We start from the raw sequence: 19,107 nt of genomic DNA, 5'->3' as shown, positions 1-19,107 counted from the left end.
AACAGGCCCCAGACGAAGACTTCGAGCGGAGGAGAGGAATGACCGGCGGTCCCGGCTCCGGAATGACCCGGCTGCTGCGCGGCGGGACGGCCGCGGCGGCGGCCGGCCTACTGCTGATCTACAACTCGGTGGAAACCGGGCCGGGCGGCGACCCGGTCGCGGGCCAGGCCGTTCCCCCGGCGGCCGTCGCGCCCACCGTCCCGGGCCCGTCGGCCACCGCCGCCGGGCGGACGACACCCGCCGCCAGGCAGACGGCACCCGCCGCCGCCCCGGGCGCGCCGGCGCTCAAGCGCTCCAAGCCGACCCGGCTGCGGATCCCGCAGATCGCCGTGGAGGCGCCCTTCACCGAGCTCACCCTCAACCCGGCCGGCCAGCTCAACGCCCCGCCGCCGGACAACAAGAACCTGGTCGGCTGGTACCGGGACGGCGTCACCCCGGGCGAGCGCGGCAGCGCGGTCGTGGCCGGGCACGTGGACACCACCAAGGGCCCGGCGGTGTTCCTGCTGCTGAGCCTGCTGGTCCCGGGCAACAAGGTCGAGGTGAGCCGCGAGGACGGCACCGTGGCGGTGTTCAGCGTCGACTCGGTGCAGACCTTCGCCAAGAACGCCTTCCCCGACCAGAAGGTGTACGGCAAGACCCCGGACGCCCAGCTGCGGCTGATCACCTGCGGCGGCGCGTACGACAAGAAGAAGCGGGACTACCTGGACAACGTGGTGGTCTTCGCCCACCTGGAGTCGTCGCACAAGGCCTGACGCCGGCACGTCGGACGGCCGCTGCTCCCCGGTGGATCGGGGAGCAGCGGCCGTCGTGTGTTCTCGTGGCCCTTTGCCGGTCCTCCTGGGCCCCGGGGACGCCGGGTCAGCCCCGGACGGTGGCCTCGAAGGCGTGCAGGTAGGGGTTGACCGGGCGGACGGCGACGACGTCGAGGCCGGCCTCCTCCATCAGCTGGACCATGCTCTCCTCGGAGTGCTTGGCACCGCCGACGTTGAGCATCAGCATCAGGTCCATGGCGGTGGTGAAGCGCATCGACGGGCTGTTGTCGACCAGGTTCTCCACCACCACGACCCGGGCGCCGGGGCGGGCCACGGCGACCACGTTGGCGAGGGTGCGGCGGGTGCTGTCGTCGTCCCACTCCAGGATGTTCTTGATGATGTAGAGGTCGGCGCGAACCGGGATCGCCGTGCGGCAGTCGCCCGGGACGAGGCGGGCGCGGGCGGAGAAGGCGCCGCCGTCCTGCAGCCGGGGGTCGGCGCCGGCGACGACCTTGGGGAGGTCGAGGAGGGTGCCGTGCAGGGCCGGGTGCTTCTCCAGCAGGCTGGCCAGCACGTGGCCCTGGCCGCCGCCGATGTCGGCCACCGAGTCGATGCCGGTGAGGTCCAGGTACTCGGCGAAGTCCTGGGCGGACTGCCGGCTGGAGGTGGTCATCGCCTTGTCGAAGACCTTGGCCGAGTCGCCGGCGTCGCTGTGGAGGTAGTCGAAGAACTCCTTGCCGAACAGCTCGGGGAAGACGTTGCGCCCGGAGCGCACCGCCTCGTCCAGCTTCGGCCAGGCCTCCCACGTCCACGGCTCGGTGCACCAGAGGGCGATGTGCCGCAGGGAGTTGGGGGCGTCCTCGCGCAGCAGGCGGGACATCTCGGTGTGCTCGAACTGGTCCTTGCCGGTCTCGGCGAAGAGCCCGTAGCAGGTGAGCGCGCGCAGCAGGCGGCGCAGCTGGCGGGGTTCGGTGTCGAGCCGCGCGGCGAGCTCGGTGACGCTGGCCGGGGTGTCGTCGAGGACGTCGGCGACCCCGAGCCGGGCGGCCGCGCGGACGGCGGCGGCGCACGCGGCGCCGAAGACGAGCTCGCGCAGCCGCATCGCGGCCTGGGGGGTGGTGTTGACGGAGGCGGTGGTCATGGATGGTCCTTCCCGATCGGGGGCGTCAGCAACGGCCTGACGGCTCGGAGACCGCGCAGGTGTTGCGGGCGAAGGTGTTGGCGGAGCCGGTGTCGCGGTCGGCGAGGTCGGCGGGGCCGTTGCCGCTCAGCTTGTTGTCGGTGACGTTCGCCCGGGTGTTGGGGATGCCGACGACGCTCCTGAACAGGACGATGCCGCCGGAGAAGTCCGTGCGGCCGACGTTGTCGTGGACCTCGTTCTCGGTGACCCGGGTGTCCTCGGTGCCGGTGAGCACGATGCCGGCGCCCTGGATGGCGCCGAGGCGCGGGTTGGCCGGGCAGAACTTGTTGTTGGCGACGACCCGGTTCTTCCGGACGTCGAGGTCCCCGGCGCGGGGCACGCCCTCGTCGCCGACGACGAAGACGCCGGCGCAGTTGCCGCTGATCTCGTTGCCCTGGACGGTCAGCGCGCGCAGTCGGCGCACGGTGACGCCGACGCGGTTCCCGGAGAGCTCGTTGCCCTCGACGAGGGTGCCCCCGGTGTCGGGCGCGCCGCCCTCGCGGTAGGCGTAGTTGGCGAGGAAGACGCCGGACTGGCCGTTGTCGGTCGCGCGGTTGCCGAGGACGGCGGCCCCGGTGGACATCTCCTGGCTGATGCCCTGCTGACCGTTGTCGTGGACGTAGGTGGCGCGGACGGTCAGGCCGGTGGTGCCGCTGGCGTCGATGCCGTTCTTGGCGAAGCCGGTGACGGCGAGCGCCTCGACGGTGACGTCGGACAGCGGGGCCGCCTCGGTGCCGACCACGCAGACGCCGTGGCCGGCGGTGGCGCAGGCGTTCTCGGCGCCGGTGCCGGGGGTGATCACGCTGGCCGGGCCGGCGCCGCGCAGGGTGAGGCCGGGGGTGGTGATGCGGACGCTGCCGCGGTAGGTGCCGGGGAGCAGCTGGACGGTGTCGCCGGGCTGGGCGGCGTCGACGGCCCGCTGGATCGAGTCTCCCGGCTGGACGAGGTGCAGGGTGCCGCCGGCGGCGTGGGCCGCGGGTGCGACGGCCAGGGTGGCGAGGGCGGTGCTCAGGGCCGTGGCGGCGGCGCTCGCCGCGGCGAGGTGCTGGACCCGACACATGGACATGAGTGGTGACCTGTCTTTCGGCGCGTGCTGGGGCGGGTGGGCGGTTCGGCGGGTGGGACGGTGGGACGGCGGGACGGTCTTCGGGGTGTTCGGGAGCCGGTCCGACCCGGTGTGTGCGGGTGGTGACGGACGGTGAGTACGACCGAGTCGACGGTACGGGCGCCCCGCTGGGGCCGCCACCAGGGCTGGGCTGCCGGGCTGACGGGGCGTCGGCCACCGGTGGGACGGCCCGGCGTGGCGTGCTTGCCCGCCGGGACGACGGGCCCGCGCGCCGTCGCTGTCCCGGCCCGTGGCATCCTCGGGGCATGAGCACCGCGCCCGCCCCGTCCGCCGCCGCCCGCCGCAACCCGATCGGGGCCCACGTTCCGGTGGCCGGCCGCGGCCTGGCCGGGACGGGTCTGGCGTACGCGGAGAAGGTCGGCGCCGAGACGGTGCAGGTGTTCGTGGCCAATCCGCGCGGCTGGGCGACACCGGCGGGCAGTGCGGTGCAGGACGAGGCGTTCCGCGAGGCCTGCGCCGAGCGGGGCATCCCTGCCTGGGTGCACGCGCCGTACCTGATCAACTTCGGGTCGGACAATCCGGCCACCCGGGAACGCTCGGCCGACTCGCTGCGGCACTCGCTGCACCGCGGCCACGCGATCGGCGCGCTGGGCGTCGTGCTGCACACCGGCTCGGCCGTCGGCACGGCTCCCGACGGAGGATCGCGCCGGATCGAGGCGATGGCTCAGGTCCGCGCCGACGTCCGGCCGCTGCTGGACGAGCTGGACGGGCTCGGCGACGACGCGCCCTGGCTGCTGCTGGAGCCGACCGCCGGCCAGGGCAGCTCGCTCTGCTCGCGGCTGGAGCAGCTGGCCGAGTACGTGGAGGCGCTGGACGGGCACCCGAAGCTGGGCGTCTGCCTGGACACCTGCCACGCCTTCGCCGCCGGGCACGACCTGGCCGCGCCCGGCGGGGTGACGGCCGCGCTGGACGCCCTGGCGTCGGCGGCCGGTCCGGGCCGGCTGCGGCTGATCCACGCCAACGACTCGGAGGACGTGGTCGGCGCCCGCAAGGACCGGCACGCCAACATCGGTGCCGGGATGATCGGCGCGGAGCCGTTCCGGGAGCTGTTCGAGCACCCGGAGACGGCCGGGGTGCCGCTGCTGGTGGAGACCCCGGACCGCAAGCACGGCGGGGACGGCACCGGGCACGCGATGGACATCGCGGTGCTGCGGGAGCTGCGCGAGCGGGCGGCCGCGCCCGTGGCGTAGCGGCCGGCCCCGCCCCGGCGGACAGCCGTGAGCCCGGGAACCGCTGCGGCGGTTCCCGGGCTCACGTGCGGATCGGCTGCTCGCGGGCTCAGCAGTCGCCGATGCAGGCGTCGTTGGTGTGCGAGTCGGCGTTCAGCCACTGGGCGTGCGGGCCGAACAGGCCGACACCGGCCGAACCCGACTCCAGGCTCGCGCTGGACGAGCAGTCCGACGCGTGCCAGGCCGCCATCGCCGGAACCGGCCCCGCGAGGGCGGCGGCAGCCGTCACGACGGTGATCACGGCGAGCTTGCGGATGTTGCCACGAAGCGACATCTGATGTCCTCTTGGTTCGTCTCTGGTCGTCACCCCGCCGCCGAACGGCCAGTTCGAGCCGGTTCGACGGGCCGGGCGGCGCCCCACCGGGAGGCGCCGGGCCAAGGTTGGCACACGAACCCGCACCGGCGGGCGCGCGCCGCAACCGCGCTGGGACATTCGGGTGACGCATCTCCCCCTGCCGGACGAACGGGCCCCGTACGCCCGCTTTCCCGGTCGAACAGCCTGGCGGGCACACCGGACGAGTGCCCGTCCGAGCGGCGTACGACCGCAAGTCTTGCGGTGATCCGCCGGACGGGATGAACAAATCCCATCGATTTGGTGCAAGGTGCCGCTCGGTCCGAGCATGAACGGTCGCTCCATCGAGCACGAGCAGGACCACGAAAGGCGCACCACCCTCATGCAGAGCAGCCCCGCCGCGACCCGGCAGGCGCCCCGACCGAGCGGCCCGACCGAGCGGCCGGACGCGGTCGGTCCGGCCCCGGCCACCCCCGAGCCCCCGAAGAACGGCCGTCGCTTCGGGCTGCCGACCGCCACCGCGCTGGTGATGGGCAACATCATCGGCGGCGGCATCTTCATGATCCCGGCCGCCGTGGCGCCGTTCGGGACGGTCAGCCTGCTCGCCTTCGCCGTCCTCACCGTGGGCGCGATCGCGCTGGCACTGGTCTTCGGGCAGCTGGCCCGCCGCACCCCGCGCACCGGCGGGCCGTACGTCTACGCCCGCGAGGCCTTCGGGGACTTCGCCGGGTTCCTGTCGGCCTGGTCGTACTGGATCACCACCTGGGTCAGCAACGCCGCGCTCGCCGTGGCCGCCGTCGGCTACCTGGGCGTGCTGGTGCCGCTCCACCACAGCATCCCGCTGGAGATCACCGCCGCGCTGGCCTTCCAGTGGCTGCCCGCGCTGGCCAACCTGGCCGGCACCCGTTTCGTCGGCGCCGTCCAACTCGTCTCCACCGTACTGAAGTTCATCCCGCTACTGCTGGTCTCGGTGGGCGGGCTGTTCTTCTTCGACCCGCAGAACATCGGGCCGTTCGAGGGCGCCGGCCAGGGCTGGATGGGCGGGATGACGGCCGCCGCGGCGATCCTGCTGTTCAGCTACCTGGGCGTGGAATCGGCCGCGATGAGCGCCGGCCAGGTCCGCGACCCCGAGCGCAACGTCGGCCGGGCCAGCGTTCTCGGCACCGGCGGAGCCGCGGTGGTCTACCTGCTGGGCACGCTCGCGGTGTTCGGCACCGTCGCGCACCAGCGACTGGTCGACTCCAGCGCGCCGTTCTCCGACGCCATGAACGCGATGTTCGGCGGCACCTGGGGCGGCACGGTGATCGCCGTCGCCGCGCTGATCTCGATGACCGGAGCGCTCAACGGCTGGACCCTGCTGGCCGCCCAGGCACCGTACGCGGCTGCCGGGGACGGGCTGTTCCCGGCCGCCTTCGGCAAGGAGAAGCGCGGAGTGCCGACCTTCGGCGTGGTCGTCAGCGTGGCCCTGGCCTCGGTGCTGACCGTCGCCAACTTCGCCAGCGGCGCCAAGGGCGCGTTCGACATGCTGGTGCTGGTCACCACCTTCACCGCCGTCGTGCCCTACCTGCTGTCCACCGCGGCCCAGCTGTACTGGCTGGTCCGCGGCGCCACCGACAAGGTCGACGGCCCGCACCTGGTGCGCGACGCCGTCCTCGGCCTCGGCGCCTTCGCCTTCTCGCTCTGGCTCCTCGCCGGCGCCGGGTACGCGGCCGTCTACCAGGGCGTGCTGTTCCTGTTCGCCGGAATCCTGGTCTACGTCTGGATGGCCGGCCGACGCCGGGGCAGACCGGAGGGCGACGCCCGCTGACCTCCTCACGGAGGTGGCCCCGGTGCGCGGCTCAGGTTCTGCGGATCGTTGCAACACCCCAGTTCGAGGGGTGCAACGTTCGAGATCCGGGAGGACCGGACGGCGGCCTCGGACCGCCGTCCGCTCCTCGTTCACGCCTGGCGTCCCGGTCGCACAGGACGTCGACCAGGTTGGCGAAGCGCTGCGCCGCGTCCCTGCTGCCGGACGTCAGCTCCGGCAGTCCGGAGAGCACCCAGGTGCCGAACCGGTCGGCCAGGCCCAGGTAGTCGATGGTGGAGGTGCGTTCGTCGCACAGCTCGGGGAAGTCGAACCAGACGGGGTCGTCGCGCACGGCGCGGGCCACGAGGTCCCGGCCGCCGATGTCGGAAGAGCCCGGCGAAGGACAGTTGGCGTCGACGAGATCACGTCGCTCGCACTGACCGGCTGCGGACGTCTCACAACCATGCGTGTCGAGGGCGGTTCGGCCCGGGCCCGATGACCCGGATGCCCCGGCCGGCGGGCGGCGCGCCGGAGCCGGCCCTACGGTGCGGTGCGAGGGGGTTGGCTGAGCGAAAGGCTGTTACTGGCATGGCTGGGAAGTTCGAGCTGTACAAGGACGAGAGCGGGATGCACCGGTTCCGGCTCAAGGCGAGCAACGGGTCCGTCGTGGTGACCGGCGACCCGCAGGAGAGCAAGGACGACTGTCTGAAGAGCATCGAGTCGATTCGCAAGCTCGCGCCGTACGCGGAGCTCAAGGAGACGGCCGGATCGTCCTGAGGTTCGGACAGCCGCTCTGAACGCGGGCCGGTGGTGCAAATCGCCGACCCGCGTTCGCTTGAACGACAGATCCCTTTGGCCGGGTGCACGCCGGGCGCGGACACAACACAGGCATGCGCGTCGCCATCGTCACCGAATCCTTCCCGCCCGAGGTCAACGGAGTCGCCCACAGCGTGCTGCGGACGGCCGAGCACCTGGTCCGCCGGGGCCACGAGCCCCTCGTCGTCACCCCCGCCCCGGCCCGGGGATCCCACTGCCCGCCCCTGGGCTTCGGCTCCGGCGCCGGGGCGGAGCGGATCCCCGTGGTGCACATCCCCTCGATGCCGCTGCCCGGGTACCCGCAGGTGCGGATCGCGCTGCCGAGCCGGCAGCTGGCGGGCGCCCTCGCCGGGCACCGGCCGGAGATCGTCCACCTGGCCGGCCCGTTCGTGCTCGGGGCGCGCGGGATGCAGGTCGCGGCCCGGCTCGGGGTGCCCGCCGTCGCCGTGTACCAGACCGACCTCGCCGGGTACGCCCACGCCTACCGGGCCGGGCGGGGCCTCGGCGAGGCCGCGGCCTGGCGGCGGATCCGGGCCGTGCACCGGGCCGCCGCCCGCACCCTGGCGCCGTCCACCCCGGCCGCGCAGGACCTGACCGCGCACGGGGTGCCCAGGGTGCAGCTGTGGCCGCGCGGGGTCGACTCGGTGCGCTTCCACCCGCGCCACCGCGACGAGGCACTGCACCGGGCGCTCGCCCCCGGCGGGGAGGTGCTGGTCGGGTACGTCGGGCGGCTGGCCCCCGAGAAGCGGGTGGACCTGCTGGCGGCCGCCTCCGCGCTGCCCGGGGTGCGGGTGGTGGTGGTCGGGGACGGGCCGTCGGCGCCCGGGCTGAAGGCGTCGATGCCCGGCGTGGTGTTCCTCGGCCGCCGCACCGGCGAGGAACTGGCCCGCTGCTTCGCCACCCTCGACGTGTTCGTGCACACCGGCCCGCTGGAGACCTTCTGCCAGACCATCCAGGAGGCGATGGCCAGCGGCGTGCCGGTGATCGGACCGGCGGCCGGCGGCCCGCTCGACCTGGTCGCCCACCACCGCACCGGGCTGCTGGTGCCGCCGCGGGACGGCGCTGCGGTGGCCCGGGCGGTGGCCGAACTGGCCGCCGACCCGGCCCGGCGGGCCGCGTACGGGCAGGCCGGGCGGGCCGAGGTGACCGCCCGGACCTGGGAGGCGGTCGGGGACCTGCTGCTGCGGCACTACGCCGAGGTGCTGGCCGAGCACCGGGGGCTGCCGGTCGCCCTGCCCCCGCCGGAAGCGACTCCGGTCGAGCCGGTGGCGCCGGCCCTGCCGAAGGCGGCTCCGGCCGAGCCGGTGGTGCCGGCCATGCCGGAGGAGCTGCCGGCATGACACCCCCGTCCCCCACCGGGCCGCTGACGATCGTGCGGCTCGCCAACTTCGTCACCCCGGTCTCCGGCGGTCTGCGCACCGCGCTGCGCCACCTGGGCGCCGGGTACCGGGCGGCCGGGCACCGGCCGGTGCTGATCGTTCCCGGCGAGCGGCGCTCCGAGCGGGAGAGCGAACAGGGCCTGATAGTCACCCTGCCCGGCCCGGAGCTTCCGGGCGGCGGCGGCTACCGGCTGCTCGCCGACCGGCGCGCGGTGTCCGCCGAACTCACCCGGCTCAGGCCCGACCGGCTGGAGGTGTCCGACCGCACGACCCTGCGCTGGACGGGCGGTTGGGCCCGGCGGCACGGCGTCCGCTCGGTGATGGTCTCGCACGAGAGCGCCACCGGGGTGCTGCGTGCCTGGGGCGTGCCCGGCCCGCTCGCCGCCGCGGCCGCCGACCGGCTCAACGCCGCCACCGCCCGCGCCTACGACTCGGTGCTCTGCACCACCGACTGGGCGGCCGCGGAGTTCCGGCGGATCGGCGTGCCAAACCTGGTCCGGGCCCCGCTCGGGGTGGACCTGGCGGCGATGCGGCCACTGTCCGCCGCCGCCCGGGCGGCGCAGCGGGCCCGGTACGCGGCGCCGGAGGACGTCCTGCTCGTCCTCTGCTCGCGGCTCTCCGTGGAGAAACGGCCCGAGCGCGCGATCGAGGCGCTGACCCGGCTGCGGGCGCGCGGGCTGCCCGCCGTCCTGGTGGTGGCCGGGACCGGCCCGCTGCGGGAGCGGCTGGCCGCCCGTGCCGCGCGACTGCGGCTGCCGGTGCGCTTCCTCGGGCACCTGGACGGGCGCGCGGAACTGGCCGCGCTGCTGGGCGGGGCGGACGTGGTGCTGGCCCCCGGGCCGGTGGAGACCTTCGGGCTGGCCGCGATGGAGGCGCTGGCCTGCGGAACCCCGGTCGTGGTCAGCCGCTCCTCCGCGCTGCCCGCACTGATCGGGCTCGCCGGGGTCGCCGCCGCCGACACCGGGGCCGGATTCGCCGGCGCCGTCCGGCAGTTGCTGGCCCGGCCCGAGGAGGCACGCCGGGCGTCCGCCCGGGCGCAGGCCGAACGGTACGGCTGGCCGGCCGCGGTGGCGGCCTTCCTGGCGGCGCACGGGGTGCGGAGCCCTGGCGGCGCGGCCGGCGTGGCGGAAGGGGATCGGGATGAGCGTGCTGGACGCCGGGCCTGACCGGGCGGCGGAGGAAAGGCCGGCGGCCGGCGAACTGCTGCGCTTCGTCGCGCTCGGGGACTCGCTGACGGAAGGGGTCGGCGACCAGGTCGACGCGCAGTGGCGCGGCTGGGCCGCCGTGCTCGCCCGGTCGCTGGCGCCGGAGGGCCGGGCGGTCGAGTTCACCAACCTGGCGTACAGCGGGGCACTCACGACCGACCTGACGTCGCGCCAGCTCCCGGCTGCCCTGGCCCGGCGCCCCCAGCTGGCGGCAGTCCTGGCCGGCGGCAACGACACCCTGCGGACCGGCTTCGACATCCGGCGCACCACGGCGGAGCTGGACACCACCCTGGGTGAACTCTCCGGCCGCGGCGCCGCGTTGCTCACCGCCTGCCTGCCCGACCCCGGCGCACTGCTCCGGCTCCCCGCACCGCTCGCCCGGCCCCTGGCCCGGCGGATGCGGGCGGTCAACACCGTGGTGCACGCCCTCACCGCGCGGCACCGGGCGATCCACCTCCACCTCGCCGAACTTCCGTGGTGCGCCCAGCGGGGGCTGCTGAGCGTCGACCGCCTCCACCCCAGCGCCGAGGGCCACCACCTGATCGCCCGCCGGTTCCACGAACTGCTCGCCACCGCCGGCCACCCCCTCGGACCGCCACCCGCCGCCGCACCCGCCGAAGCCCCACCGAGTCTGGCGGCCGACCTCCGGTGGATGGCCACCCAGGGCACCCGCTGGCTCGCCGCCCGCAGCACCGACCTCCTGCCCGGCCTCCTCGCCCTGGCCGCCGCCGAAGCCGCCGCCCGCCTCCGCGGCTCCACCGGCCACCACGACGAACAGATGGCCCGAGCAGCAGCCCGGGCACTGGCGGAGCTCGGGTGACCGCCTACGGCCTGCGCGCCGGGGTCCTGACGACGGAACTGGCTCGCCGGCCCCGAACGCGGTGCCAGCAGGTCGTTCCCGGGCCGAAGCCGCAGCCGATTCCGCGGAGCCGCTGCTGCCATGCGGCGGCAGCGGCTCGATCCGGTCCCGCCGGTCGTCCGGCACCCGGCGCGGTGGTGTCCCTTCCCCACGCCGCCGGGTCACCCGGTGGTGGTCGGTGTGGGGGCCGGGTGGGAACCATCGGGTCTGCGGGGGTGTCGTCCCCGGGGAGCGATGTGGTGGTGGAAGGAGCCGGGGTGGAGACGTCGGACAGGGCGGGGCGGGCGATTCTGGCGGCGGCCGGAGTGCTGTTCCCGGACGGGCAGGGGCGGGTGCTGGTGGTGCGGCTGCCGTACGACCGGAAGCATCCGGTGGCGGTCCCGGGTGGTGGATGGGAGCCCGCCGACCGTTCGCCGAGGGAGACCGCGGTGCGGGAGATCGCCGAGGAGCTGGGGTTCACGCCGCGGCTGGGGCCGTTGGCGTGCGTCGACTGGGCGTTGTCCCCGAGCCGACCGCCGATCGTGGCGTACCTGTACTGGGGCGAGCCGCTGACGGCGGAGCAGGTGGCTGCCATTCGGCCGGACGCGGCGGAGGTCAGCGGGTGGGTGTGGCTGACGGCCGAGGAGGCGGCGCACGCCCTGCCGCCCCGGTTGTCCCGCCGGGTGACGGCCTGTCTGCGGGCGGCCCGGGCGGCCGGGCCGTTGGAGCTGGAGGACAGCCGGCCGGTCGGGCACACCCTGCGGGAGCTGCCCGCCGACGGGCCGGTGCCCGAGTACACCGGGCTGGCCGCCGCGCCCGGCCTGGGGGCGGCACCCGGGGCGGGCCCGGCGGAGGTGCGGCCGCCGGAGCCACCGGAGCCGCCGATGGACCGGGACAGCTACTACGCCACCCGGCCGCGGATCCGGGCGAAGGCGCGGGCCCTGTTCACGGACGACGACGGGAGGGTGCTGCTGGTGCGGCTGCGGCCGTGGTCCGAGCCGGACGAGCAGTACTGGACGCTGCCGGGCGGCGGGGTCGAGGCGGACCGGGAGACGCCCCGGACGGCGGCGCGCCGGGAGATCCGCGAGGAACTTGGCTGGGAGGTCGAGCCCGGACCGCTGCTGGCGCTGGACTGGCAGCCGGGGGCGGCGGCCGGTACCGGCGCGGATCCGGCGACCGGCCGGGACACCGCCGTCCTGGTGTACGTGTACGACGGGGGCACGGTGACCGAGGAGCTGCTCGGCTCGATCGAACTGCAGGAGCAGGAGCTGGTGGAGTGGCGGCTCTGCGGACCGGCCGAGGCGCGGGCGCTGCTGGCCGGGCCCTCCTGGGACCGGGTGGCGGCCGCGCTGGCGGCCCGGGAGCAGGCGGCCGGACCGGCCGAGCTGGTGTCCGGGCAGACGGTTGGGGACCGTCCGGCGGGTGAACACTGGGGGCATGCAGAACGCGATCACTGAGGTGCTGGCCGGTCGGCGGGTCGAGGCGGTCAGCGGCGGAGGCCGGCTCGACCTTCGGCTCGACGGGCCGGTGACCGTACGGGTGGCGCACGAGTTCCGCTTCGCGGCGCCGTCCTTCGCCGCGCCGGAGGAGGTCGAGCACTTCTTCCCCGCGCTGACCATCCGGCCGACCCCCACCCTGCTGGCGCTGGTCGGGCGGACGGTCGGCACCGCCCGGATCACCCTGGCCGGCGGCCTGGAGCTGGGCTTCACGGAGGGCGGTGCGCTGTCCGTCCCGCCGCACGCGCTGCTCGCTCCGTGGAGCGTGCTGACCGCGGAGGGGGCGGTGTGCGCGGGCCTGCCGGGCGGGGAGGTGCGGTGGACGGAGCCCGGCGGGGCGTGAGCCGCCGGGCTCCCGGGGCTTCCCGCGGAGTGACCTCCGCGAGGCCCTCCGCGGACCGTTGCCGGTCAGACCTCCAGGTCGGCCTCGATCCTGGAGAGCTGGTGGCGGGCCATCGCCAGGTTGGCACGGCCCTTGTCCAGCGCCAGATAGAGGAACAGGCCCTTGCCGGTGCGGCCGGCGAGCGGGCGGATCAGGTGGTACTGGCTGCTCAGCGTGATCAGGATGTCCTCGATGCCGTCCTGCAGCCCGAGCATGTCCATGGTCCGCATCTTGGCGCGCACCACGTCGGTGTTCCCGGCCGCGGCCACGTTGAGGTCCAGGCCACCGGGGCCGTCGAGGGTGGCGAGCGCCATGCCGCTGTTGTAGTCCACCAGGGCCGCGCCGATGGCGCCCTCGATGGAGGTCATGGCCTGCTTGAGCGCGCCTGCCGCGTCGGTCATTTCTGTTCAACTCCTGTTGGTTCGTTATGGATTGACGGGGATCGATCAGGGGTGTCGTGGCCGGTCGGCGGAGGCCGGACCGGCAGCCGGTCAGCCCGGTTCGCGCAGTTCCTTGGGCGTCAGGGCGTCGTTGAGCAGCTCGGCGATGCGCCGGGCGCAGCGACGGGCCTCCAGGTGGAGCCGGCCGACGTTGACGTCCGGGTGCGCCAGCAGGGTCAGCACGCAGCTTCCGCCGGCCGCGTAGGTGGCGACGTAGCCGTGCTCGCCGCGCACCACCGATTCGCGGAACTCGCCCTGGCCGGTGGTGTCGGCGAGCCGCTGGGCGAGCGAGAGCGAGGCCGCCGTCATCGCGGCCAGACCGGAGGGCTCGGCCCCATGGGTGTCGTGCGCGACCAGCAGGCCGTCCACGCTGGCCACCAGGCCGCCCGCGAGGTGCGGGACGCGGCGTTTGACGACGCGGAGTTCGGCGAGCAGCTCGGTCTCCAAGGCGATCAGTTGTCTCCTTCCGACACGCTGCTTGAGCGCCCGCCTCATGGCCGGTACGGCGGGGTCGCGGGCGGAGAGTGGCTCAAAGTCGGGCCTCCAGTAGGTCTCGGACCCGGGTCAGCAGCGCGATGTCCGGGTCGGGGACGGTCAGCGGGTGGGCCGCTGCCGTGGCGGGCGGTCGGTCGGAGCGGATGGGGGCGGCGGCGACGCCGCCGGCGGGGGCGGCGGGCGCGGCGGACCCGACGGGCGCGGGCGCGGGCCCGGCGGCCGGGGTGCCGCGGAGGGTGGCGCCGGGGACCCTGCGGTGCAGGCCGCCGCCCGGTCGTCCGGGTGCTGCGGCCGGGGGCGTGGCGGTCGGCGCCGCGTGCCGCGGGGCGTCGAGCAGACCGGCGGCGGCCAGGCGGCGCACGTCCGCCGTCACGCCGAAGCCGGAGCGGCCCAGCAGCCGGGCCAGGTCCGCCGGGGTTCTTCGGCCGTCGGCGTGGTCGAGCAGTTCGCGCCGACGGCGGCCCGGCGGACGGTGCGAGGGGTGGCGACTGTGCTCGACCGGACGGACGGCCGCGGTGTCGAGCTGCGGCCAGGGCCAGATCCCGTCCAGGAGACGGCGGCGGCGCTCGACCTCGCGGCACAGCCGCGCGGGGTCGACCAGCGCCACCGTGCCGAGCCAGTGCCGGGCATCGGACTCGAACCGCCAGATACCGCCGGACCGGTCGGCGAGGACGAAGTAGGCGGCGTCGAACAGCGTGCCCAGGTGGCCGAGTTCGAGTTCGCCCCGGGTGATCAGTTGCCGTTCGACCAGCACCTCGGCGAGCCGTCCCTGCGGGCCGTGGCGGTGCAGGAGCTCGGCCCAGGCCTCGGGGGCGATCCGGCCGCAACCGGTGAGCAGGTCGGCCAGGCCGGGCGCGCGGGGGGACTCGGCGGCGGCCACCTGGCCGTCCACCAGGTGCAGGGTGCCGAGCGGGCCGTGCAGGACGCCGGTGGCGCGGCGGGCGGCGAGCAGGGCGACAGCCTCGGCGGGGGTCCGAGGTGCTGCGGGCTCGGTCCGGCCGGTCGGTTCCGCCAGGGGCGGGGCGGCGGTCACGCGGACCACCGCCGGAGGGGGCGGCGGCGCGGGGTCGCCCGGTGGCCCCTACGCCGGGTGTCCGCGCAGGCGGCTGGCCAAATTGCAGCGGTCGGTGCGGGTCCGGTACTCATCCGAGCACCAGGTCCTCGGCGAGGGCCTGGAGGCGGAAGCGGGCGACGGCGAGGTTGCCCGACTCGCGATCGAGCCAGAGGTGCAGGACGAGCCGGCTGTCGAAGGCGGTGTCGATGAAGCGGATCAGGTGGTAACTGCGGCCGGCAGTGACGATGATGTCCTCCAGCGGGGAGTGCCGGTCCTCCGCCACGGTGAAGGTCTGGCTCTCAACGGCCGCGCGCACCAGGTCGGTTGTCTCGGCGGCCGCGGTCTCGTGTTCACCGGCCGGACTGTCACCGAGGCTGCCGAGGACGAGTCCGCTGCCCCAGTCGACCAGGCTCGCCGAGCGGGCTCCGGCGATCGCCATCGCTCCGGAGAGGCATTCGTCGATACCCGGCACACCGGCTCCTTCGAGGGGGTCAGGGCGGCCGGGCGCTGCGCGGCTCCGACCAGGTCGCCACCAGCAGTGGCAGGTTCGACACGGAAGGCTACTGCCGGATTCCGTATGACGAACATTCCAATGGCATATTCACACCAGCTTCAGCGAATTCCGGCCAAGGTGTGACGGGGCATCGAGCCTGCCAGCAGGGCAAATCCGCTGGCCGGTCCGCCGTCACGGAGAGTCGCCCACCGGCTACCTGGTGCGGGACCTTGGCTGATACCTGCGCAAGGCGCAGGGTTTGGCGACCGAAAGTGCGATAAGAGGCCAGCCGGACCCGTCGGCGACCCGACGGACGGGCACGCCCGGGGCAGGCCGACCGGACGCGGCAGCCGGGGTCATGGACAACCGGGGCATGTCAACCGGCGCTCGACGGGCGGGCATGACGAAGGGGCCCGTTCCGCTGGACGGAACGAGCCCCTTCGGGTGGAGCGCCAGGCCCGGGTCGCACGGACTCTTCCCACTGAAAGTGGGACGTGCTCTGGTAGCACCGCTGACGCATGTTCGAAGGAAGCGATCCCCGTTTCGGAAGATCATTTCCTCTCGACGCGATGAACAGTAGCAGGTCATCACGCCTGGTCAGAAATCGGTCCGGGGCACCGACCCTTCCCTGGCACCGGCCTCCCCTGCGCCAACCTGCCCTGCGTTGACCTGCCCTGCGCTGGACGACCCGCCGGACGCCGTTCACGCCTGCCCGACGGCCTCGGCGAGCAGCCGGTAGGAGTCGAGCAGCGCGGTGCGGTCGTAGGTGCTGGTCGCGACCAGGAACTCGTCCGCGCCACTGCGTTCCACCAGGGCGGCCAGCTGGGCGACAGCCTGCTCCGGGGTGCCGGCGATGTGCCCCTTGAGCGACTGCTCGAACGCGGCCCGCTCGCGTGCGCTCATCGCCAGCGCCCGGATTTCGGCGGCCGGGGCCAGTGGCGGGAACTCCCCGTGGGTGCGGGAGTACGCGCCGGCCCAGGCCTCCGGGACGAGCAGTTCGCGCGCCCGTGTCTCGGTCTCGGCCACCGCGACCGTGCCAGAGACCACCACGTACGGCTCGGCCGACTGCGCGGAGGGGCGGAAGCGGCTGCGGTAGCCCTCGATCGCGGCGAGCATCCGCTCCTCCCCGCGCGCGGCGGCGATGACCAGCGGCAGCCCGGCCTCGGCGGCCAGGTCGGCGCCCGCACCGGTGGCCAGGACGAAGGCCGGTACGTCCAGGCCCTCGGCCGGACGGGCGTGGACGTCGCGGTGGACCTGCTGCGAGCCGTCGAAGTAGCCGAGCAGCTCGGCCAGCTGGCCGCCGAAGTCGTCCGCAGCGTCCTTCTCCCGTCCGAGCGCCCGCCGGACGCCGTCCGTGAAGCCCACCGAGCGTCCGAGGCCCATGTCGATCCGGCCCGGGAACAGCGCCGCCAGTACCCCGAACTGCTCGGCCACCACCATGGGACGGTGGTTGGGCAGCATCACCCCACCGGTGCCGACCCGGATCCGGGAGGTGGCCCCCGCGACCGCCGCGGCGAGCACCGTCGGCGCCGATCCGGCCACCCCGGGCACGCCGTGGTGCTCGGAGACCCAGAAGCGGTGGTAGCCCAGCTGCTCGACCTCCCGGGCGAAGGCCACCGTGTTCCGCAGCGCCTGCGCCGGCTCCTCGCCCCGTCTGGTCCGGGAGCGGTCGAGGACGGAGAGCCTGGTCGCGGGCGCAGCACTGGTCACGTGGGTGGACAACACCCTCCGGCCGCACGGGAATTCCCGCCGGGCCGACGCCGCCCCGCACCGCACCGCCCGGAGCTTCCGGAGCGTCGGAGCTGTCGGAACTGTCGGAGCTGTCGGACGTGTCGGGAGCACCGTCACCGCGCCGCCGAGGGTATTCGGCCCGGTCGCTGCTCCGCGGGCTTGCGGCGGCCCCAGGGCTTGTACACCGACAGAATGACGTTGAACAGGTAGAGCGAGAGCGCGACGGCCGGGACGATCACCGTGTTGTACCGGACGAACCCGAGGTCCGCGACCGGGATCGGGCCGGTCGGGTGCGCGTCCGTCACCCGGACGGCATCGTGCAGCCGGGCGGTGAGCGCGAAGACCGAGGCGACCATCGCCCCCAGCGTCAGCCAGAACTTGGTGCTCACCCAGTAGTACCGGAACAGGCCCCAGGACGTGCCGAGCCCGAGCGCCACCCCGCTCAGGAAGGTGAGCAGGCTCAGCGGCAGGACCAGCGTGTCGCCCAGCATGCTCATCGCCCGGTAGGCCGTTCTCAGCCGGTCGCCGTCGTCGGTGGTCAGGGCCGTCACCGCCAGGGTGAGCAGGCACAGCATCAACGCCAGCCAGCTCACCGAGACGACGACGTGCAGAACCACCAAGCGCTTGCGAGCCCCCGGCGACAGGCGGCGACCGGCGGACCGCCGCCCGGCGCCGAAGGCCGCTCCGGGGGCCGCCCCTGGCGCCGCGACGGCCCCGGTGGAAGAGCTGGACGGACTGGACGGACTGGACGGACTGGACGGACTGGACGAGCGCACGGGTACCTCCTTCGAGTCGGGCTCACGACGACGGGCCCAGACTCCCCCGGCCGCCCCTCACGGGCATCTGCCAGCGGAAGTAACCTCACGTACTCCCGGGCGAGTACGCACCCGCACGTCGCCGCGCCCGACGAACTCCCCCGGGAGCACCACCGCCCTCCACCCCCCGACACCGGCACGCCCCGGCACCGGCACCCCTGCGCCCCCGCTCAGTCCGTCACCGCGAACCCCTGCGCCGCGCCGAGCCGTTGCAGCGAGTCCCGCCCGGGTATCCCGTCCGCGGCCCCCGCCGTGTACCCGCACCGCCGCTGCCAGCCCGCGTAAGCCGTGACCGTGAGGCTGCCGTACGAGCCGTCCACCCAGCGCTGTTCGAGCAACCCCTCGTCCGCCAGCGCCTGTTCGACGATGGCCACCTCGGCCCCGTACGTCCGGTGCCCCTGCTCGGCCCCCGGGTCGCTGCGCGCCGCCGCGACGACGTGGGCGAGCGAAACCGTGCGCGGCCCGGGGAGGTAGCCGAGCAGCCGCCGCAGCGAGGCCTCGCCCGGCACGCCGTCCGCGGCCTGCCCGGAGTAGCCCAGACTCGCCTGGTAGTCCGCGTAGTTCTCGGTGTCCGCGTCCGTCCAGGTCGGCCCGGGCCCGGAGTGGTAGTGGGAGCCGAAGCCGCCCGCGACCAGCGCCCGGCCGACGGTGGTGACCTGGTAGCCCTGGGCGCCGTAGCCGTACGCCAGGCCGTTGACGGTGACCTGGTAGCGGGCCGGGGCGGACTCCCCGGACGGAGGCGGGGAGGACGGGGATCCGGAGCCGCCCCGGAAGGCGGGCCAGGTCCCGGGGTCGGTGTGGTCGTTGAACGGCACGTGGGCGTGCGCGTACCAGCCGCCCCGGGTCTCCCACACGTGCTCGTCGCGGTGCGAGGAGAAGTCGGTCGGCTGCCCCATCGGCCACTCGTCGGGCACGCCCCAGGAGGAGACCCAGGCGTGGATCCGGTCCCAGCCCGCGCACGGGGTGTCGACCAACTTCGCGTAGACGGTGCCCTGGTGGCGGCAGTACGGGAAGAAGACCGCTTCGATCTGGATCACCACCCGCCCGGCCCGGTTGGTGCGGGTCGGGCTCTGGGCGGGGCTGAGCAGGCTCTTCGAGCGGGAGTCGGCGGGGAACAGCTGGGCGGCGCGGCCGCTGAACGGGTCCCAGACCAGGTGCGGGGCGTCACCGGCACCGGCGCCGGTGAAGTACCCGACCAGGTCCTCGTAGGAGCACCAGTCCTGCGGTGCGGCGGCGGTGGCGTTGCGGTCCCAGGTGATGTGGGCGATGGCCTTCGGCGGGTACTGCTGGTCGGTCGGCGCGTGGTCGCCGAGGTCGTGGACCTCGGCACCGGGCAGCCACAGTTCGGGCATGCTGGCTCCTCCAACGGCGTCATGACGTCATCTCCGTTATCGGCAGGTTCACGTCGAAAATTGACCCCGCCGACGGGATCGGCGGCGTTGAACCACTCTCGCCCGCACGGCCGTTCGGATCATCGAGGGGAGTTCGTCCTGGCGTGCGGGCCGGGGCCCGCAGCGCGCGCCGCCGGCCCGTACTGCGTCCTGCCCGAAAACGGCTCCGGGAACGCCCGGAAGCCGCCGGATTCCTGACCGGCGCTG

The 19,107-nt window shown here is 74.6% G+C and carries 19 protein-coding genes and 1 pseudogene; 9 read left to right on the top strand and 11 right to left on the bottom strand.

The window, feature by feature from the left end:
- Positions 1–38 precede the first annotated feature (38 nt).
- Positions 39–752 carry a class F sortase gene (locus ACFV1W_RS07145; protein ID WP_380413880.1) on the top strand — a complete coding sequence of 238 codons (714 nt, stop codon included), beginning with the start codon at positions 39–41 and terminating at the stop codon, positions 750–752.
- A 106-nt stretch (positions 753–858) separates the two neighbouring features.
- On the opposite strand, the gene ACFV1W_RS07140 is transcribed toward ACFV1W_RS07145, so the two are convergent.
- Positions 859–1,893: a methyltransferase gene (locus tag ACFV1W_RS07140; protein WP_380413878.1), complete on the bottom strand. Its 1,035-nt coding sequence runs from the start codon at positions 1,891–1,893 to the stop codon at positions 859–861.
- Positions 1,894–1,918: 25 nt separating this feature from the next.
- Positions 1,919–2,998: a nitrous oxide reductase family maturation protein NosD gene (locus tag ACFV1W_RS07135; RefSeq protein ID WP_380413876.1), complete on the bottom strand. Its 1,080-nt coding sequence runs from the start codon at positions 2,996–2,998 to the stop codon at positions 1,919–1,921.
- Between the two features lie 305 nt (positions 2,999–3,303).
- Here ACFV1W_RS07135 and ACFV1W_RS07130 point away from each other — a divergent pair, with 305 nt between their 5' ends.
- The gene (locus tag ACFV1W_RS07130) at positions 3,304–4,248 is read left to right on the top strand and encodes a deoxyribonuclease IV (RefSeq protein WP_380413875.1); all 945 of its coding nucleotides are present in this window, start codon (positions 3,304–3,306) and stop codon (positions 4,246–4,248) included.
- 88 nt (positions 4,249–4,336) lie between these two features.
- Here the strand turns inward: ACFV1W_RS07130 and ACFV1W_RS07125 are convergent, their stop codons facing one another.
- Positions 4,337–4,561 carry a hypothetical protein gene (locus tag ACFV1W_RS07125; RefSeq protein WP_380413873.1) on the bottom strand — a complete coding sequence of 75 codons (225 nt, stop codon included), beginning with the start codon at positions 4,559–4,561 and terminating at the stop codon, positions 4,337–4,339.
- A gap of 400 nt (positions 4,562–4,961) precedes the next feature.
- Here ACFV1W_RS07125 and ACFV1W_RS07120 point away from each other — a divergent pair, with 400 nt between their 5' ends.
- A complete protein-coding gene (locus ACFV1W_RS07120; protein ID WP_380413972.1) occupies positions 4,962–6,386 on the top strand; it encodes an amino acid permease in 1,425 nt (474 codons plus the stop codon).
- Between the two features lie 31 nt (positions 6,387–6,417).
- On the opposite strand, the pseudogene zapE reads toward ACFV1W_RS07120, so the two are convergent.
- Positions 6,418–6,777 (bottom strand): annotated as a pseudogene (gene zapE, locus ACFV1W_RS07115) (AFG1/ZapE family ATPase); the annotation flags it as partial.
- 176 nt (positions 6,778–6,953) lie between these two features.
- Between zapE and ACFV1W_RS07110 the strand changes: the two are divergent.
- The 6 genes from ACFV1W_RS07110 to ACFV1W_RS07085 all read left to right on the top strand — a co-directional run bounded on the left by ACFV1W_RS07110 (position 6,954) and on the right by ACFV1W_RS07085 (position 12,442).
- Positions 6,954–7,142, top strand: a complete 189-nt coding sequence (locus ACFV1W_RS07110) for a YegP family protein (protein WP_380413871.1) — start codon at positions 6,954–6,956, stop codon at positions 7,140–7,142.
- 113 nt (positions 7,143–7,255) lie between these two features.
- A complete protein-coding gene (locus ACFV1W_RS07105) occupies positions 7,256–8,521 on the top strand; it encodes a glycosyltransferase family 4 protein (RefSeq protein ID WP_380413869.1) in 1,266 nt (421 codons plus the stop codon).
- Positions 8,518–9,726, top strand: a complete 1,209-nt coding sequence (locus ACFV1W_RS07100) for a glycosyltransferase (RefSeq protein WP_380413867.1) — start codon at positions 8,518–8,520, stop codon at positions 9,724–9,726. Before ACFV1W_RS07105 ends, ACFV1W_RS07100 begins: the two co-directional genes overlap by 4 nt.
- Positions 9,701–10,585 (top strand): SGNH/GDSL hydrolase family protein, encoded by an 885-nt coding sequence (locus ACFV1W_RS07095; RefSeq protein ID WP_380413865.1) that lies wholly within the window; start codon positions 9,701–9,703, stop codon positions 10,583–10,585. The genes ACFV1W_RS07100 and ACFV1W_RS07095 overlap by 26 nt, the downstream gene beginning before the upstream one ends.
- A gap of 296 nt (positions 10,586–10,881) precedes the next feature.
- Entirely contained in the window at positions 10,882–12,060 is a 1,179-nt protein-coding gene (locus ACFV1W_RS07090) for an NUDIX domain-containing protein (RefSeq protein ID WP_380413864.1), read from the top strand.
- On the top strand, positions 12,041–12,442 hold the full coding sequence (locus tag ACFV1W_RS07085) for a DUF6188 family protein (RefSeq protein WP_380413862.1): 402 nt from the start codon (positions 12,041–12,043) through the stop codon (positions 12,440–12,442). Before ACFV1W_RS07090 ends, ACFV1W_RS07085 begins: the two co-directional genes overlap by 20 nt.
- Positions 12,443–12,507: 65 nt before the next feature.
- Here the strand turns inward: ACFV1W_RS07085 and ACFV1W_RS07080 are convergent, their stop codons facing one another.
- The 7 genes from ACFV1W_RS07080 to ACFV1W_RS07050 all read right to left on the bottom strand — a co-directional run bounded on the left by ACFV1W_RS07080 (position 12,508) and on the right by ACFV1W_RS07050 (position 18,861).
- A complete protein-coding gene (locus ACFV1W_RS07080; protein ID WP_380413860.1) occupies positions 12,508–12,882 on the bottom strand; it encodes a hypothetical protein in 375 nt (124 codons plus the stop codon).
- 90 nt (positions 12,883–12,972) lie between these two features.
- Positions 12,973–13,368 carry a roadblock/LC7 domain-containing protein gene (locus tag ACFV1W_RS07075; protein ID WP_380413858.1) on the bottom strand — a complete coding sequence of 132 codons (396 nt, stop codon included), beginning with the start codon at positions 13,366–13,368 and terminating at the stop codon, positions 12,973–12,975.
- A gap of 82 nt (positions 13,369–13,450) precedes the next feature.
- Positions 13,451–14,449 (bottom strand): transcriptional regulator, encoded by a 999-nt coding sequence (locus ACFV1W_RS07070; protein WP_380413856.1) that lies wholly within the window; start codon positions 14,447–14,449, stop codon positions 13,451–13,453.
- Between the two features lie 109 nt (positions 14,450–14,558).
- Entirely contained in the window at positions 14,559–14,942 is a 384-nt protein-coding gene (locus ACFV1W_RS07065; protein ID WP_380413854.1) for a hypothetical protein, read from the bottom strand.
- Between the two features lie 723 nt (positions 14,943–15,665).
- Positions 15,666–16,673 (bottom strand): LLM class flavin-dependent oxidoreductase, encoded by a 1,008-nt coding sequence (locus ACFV1W_RS07060; protein ID WP_380413852.1) that lies wholly within the window; start codon positions 16,671–16,673, stop codon positions 15,666–15,668.
- Between the two features lie 134 nt (positions 16,674–16,807).
- Positions 16,808–17,311, bottom strand: a complete 504-nt coding sequence (locus tag ACFV1W_RS07055; protein ID WP_380413851.1) for a DUF2269 domain-containing protein — start codon at positions 17,309–17,311, stop codon at positions 16,808–16,810.
- A gap of 368 nt (positions 17,312–17,679) precedes the next feature.
- The gene (locus ACFV1W_RS07050; protein ID WP_380413849.1) at positions 17,680–18,861 is read right to left on the bottom strand and encodes a peptidoglycan-binding protein; all 1,182 of its coding nucleotides are present in this window, start codon (positions 18,859–18,861) and stop codon (positions 17,680–17,682) included.
- Positions 18,862–19,107: the final 246 nt, after the last annotated feature.

The organism is Kitasatospora sp. NPDC059648 (assembly GCF_042734825.1).
In the GTDB taxonomy this organism is placed as follows: domain Bacteria; phylum Actinomycetota; class Actinomycetes; order Streptomycetales; family Streptomycetaceae; genus Kitasatospora.
Note: the sequence above shows the minus strand (reverse complement) of the source record. Positions and strands in the feature narration are given on the sequence as shown.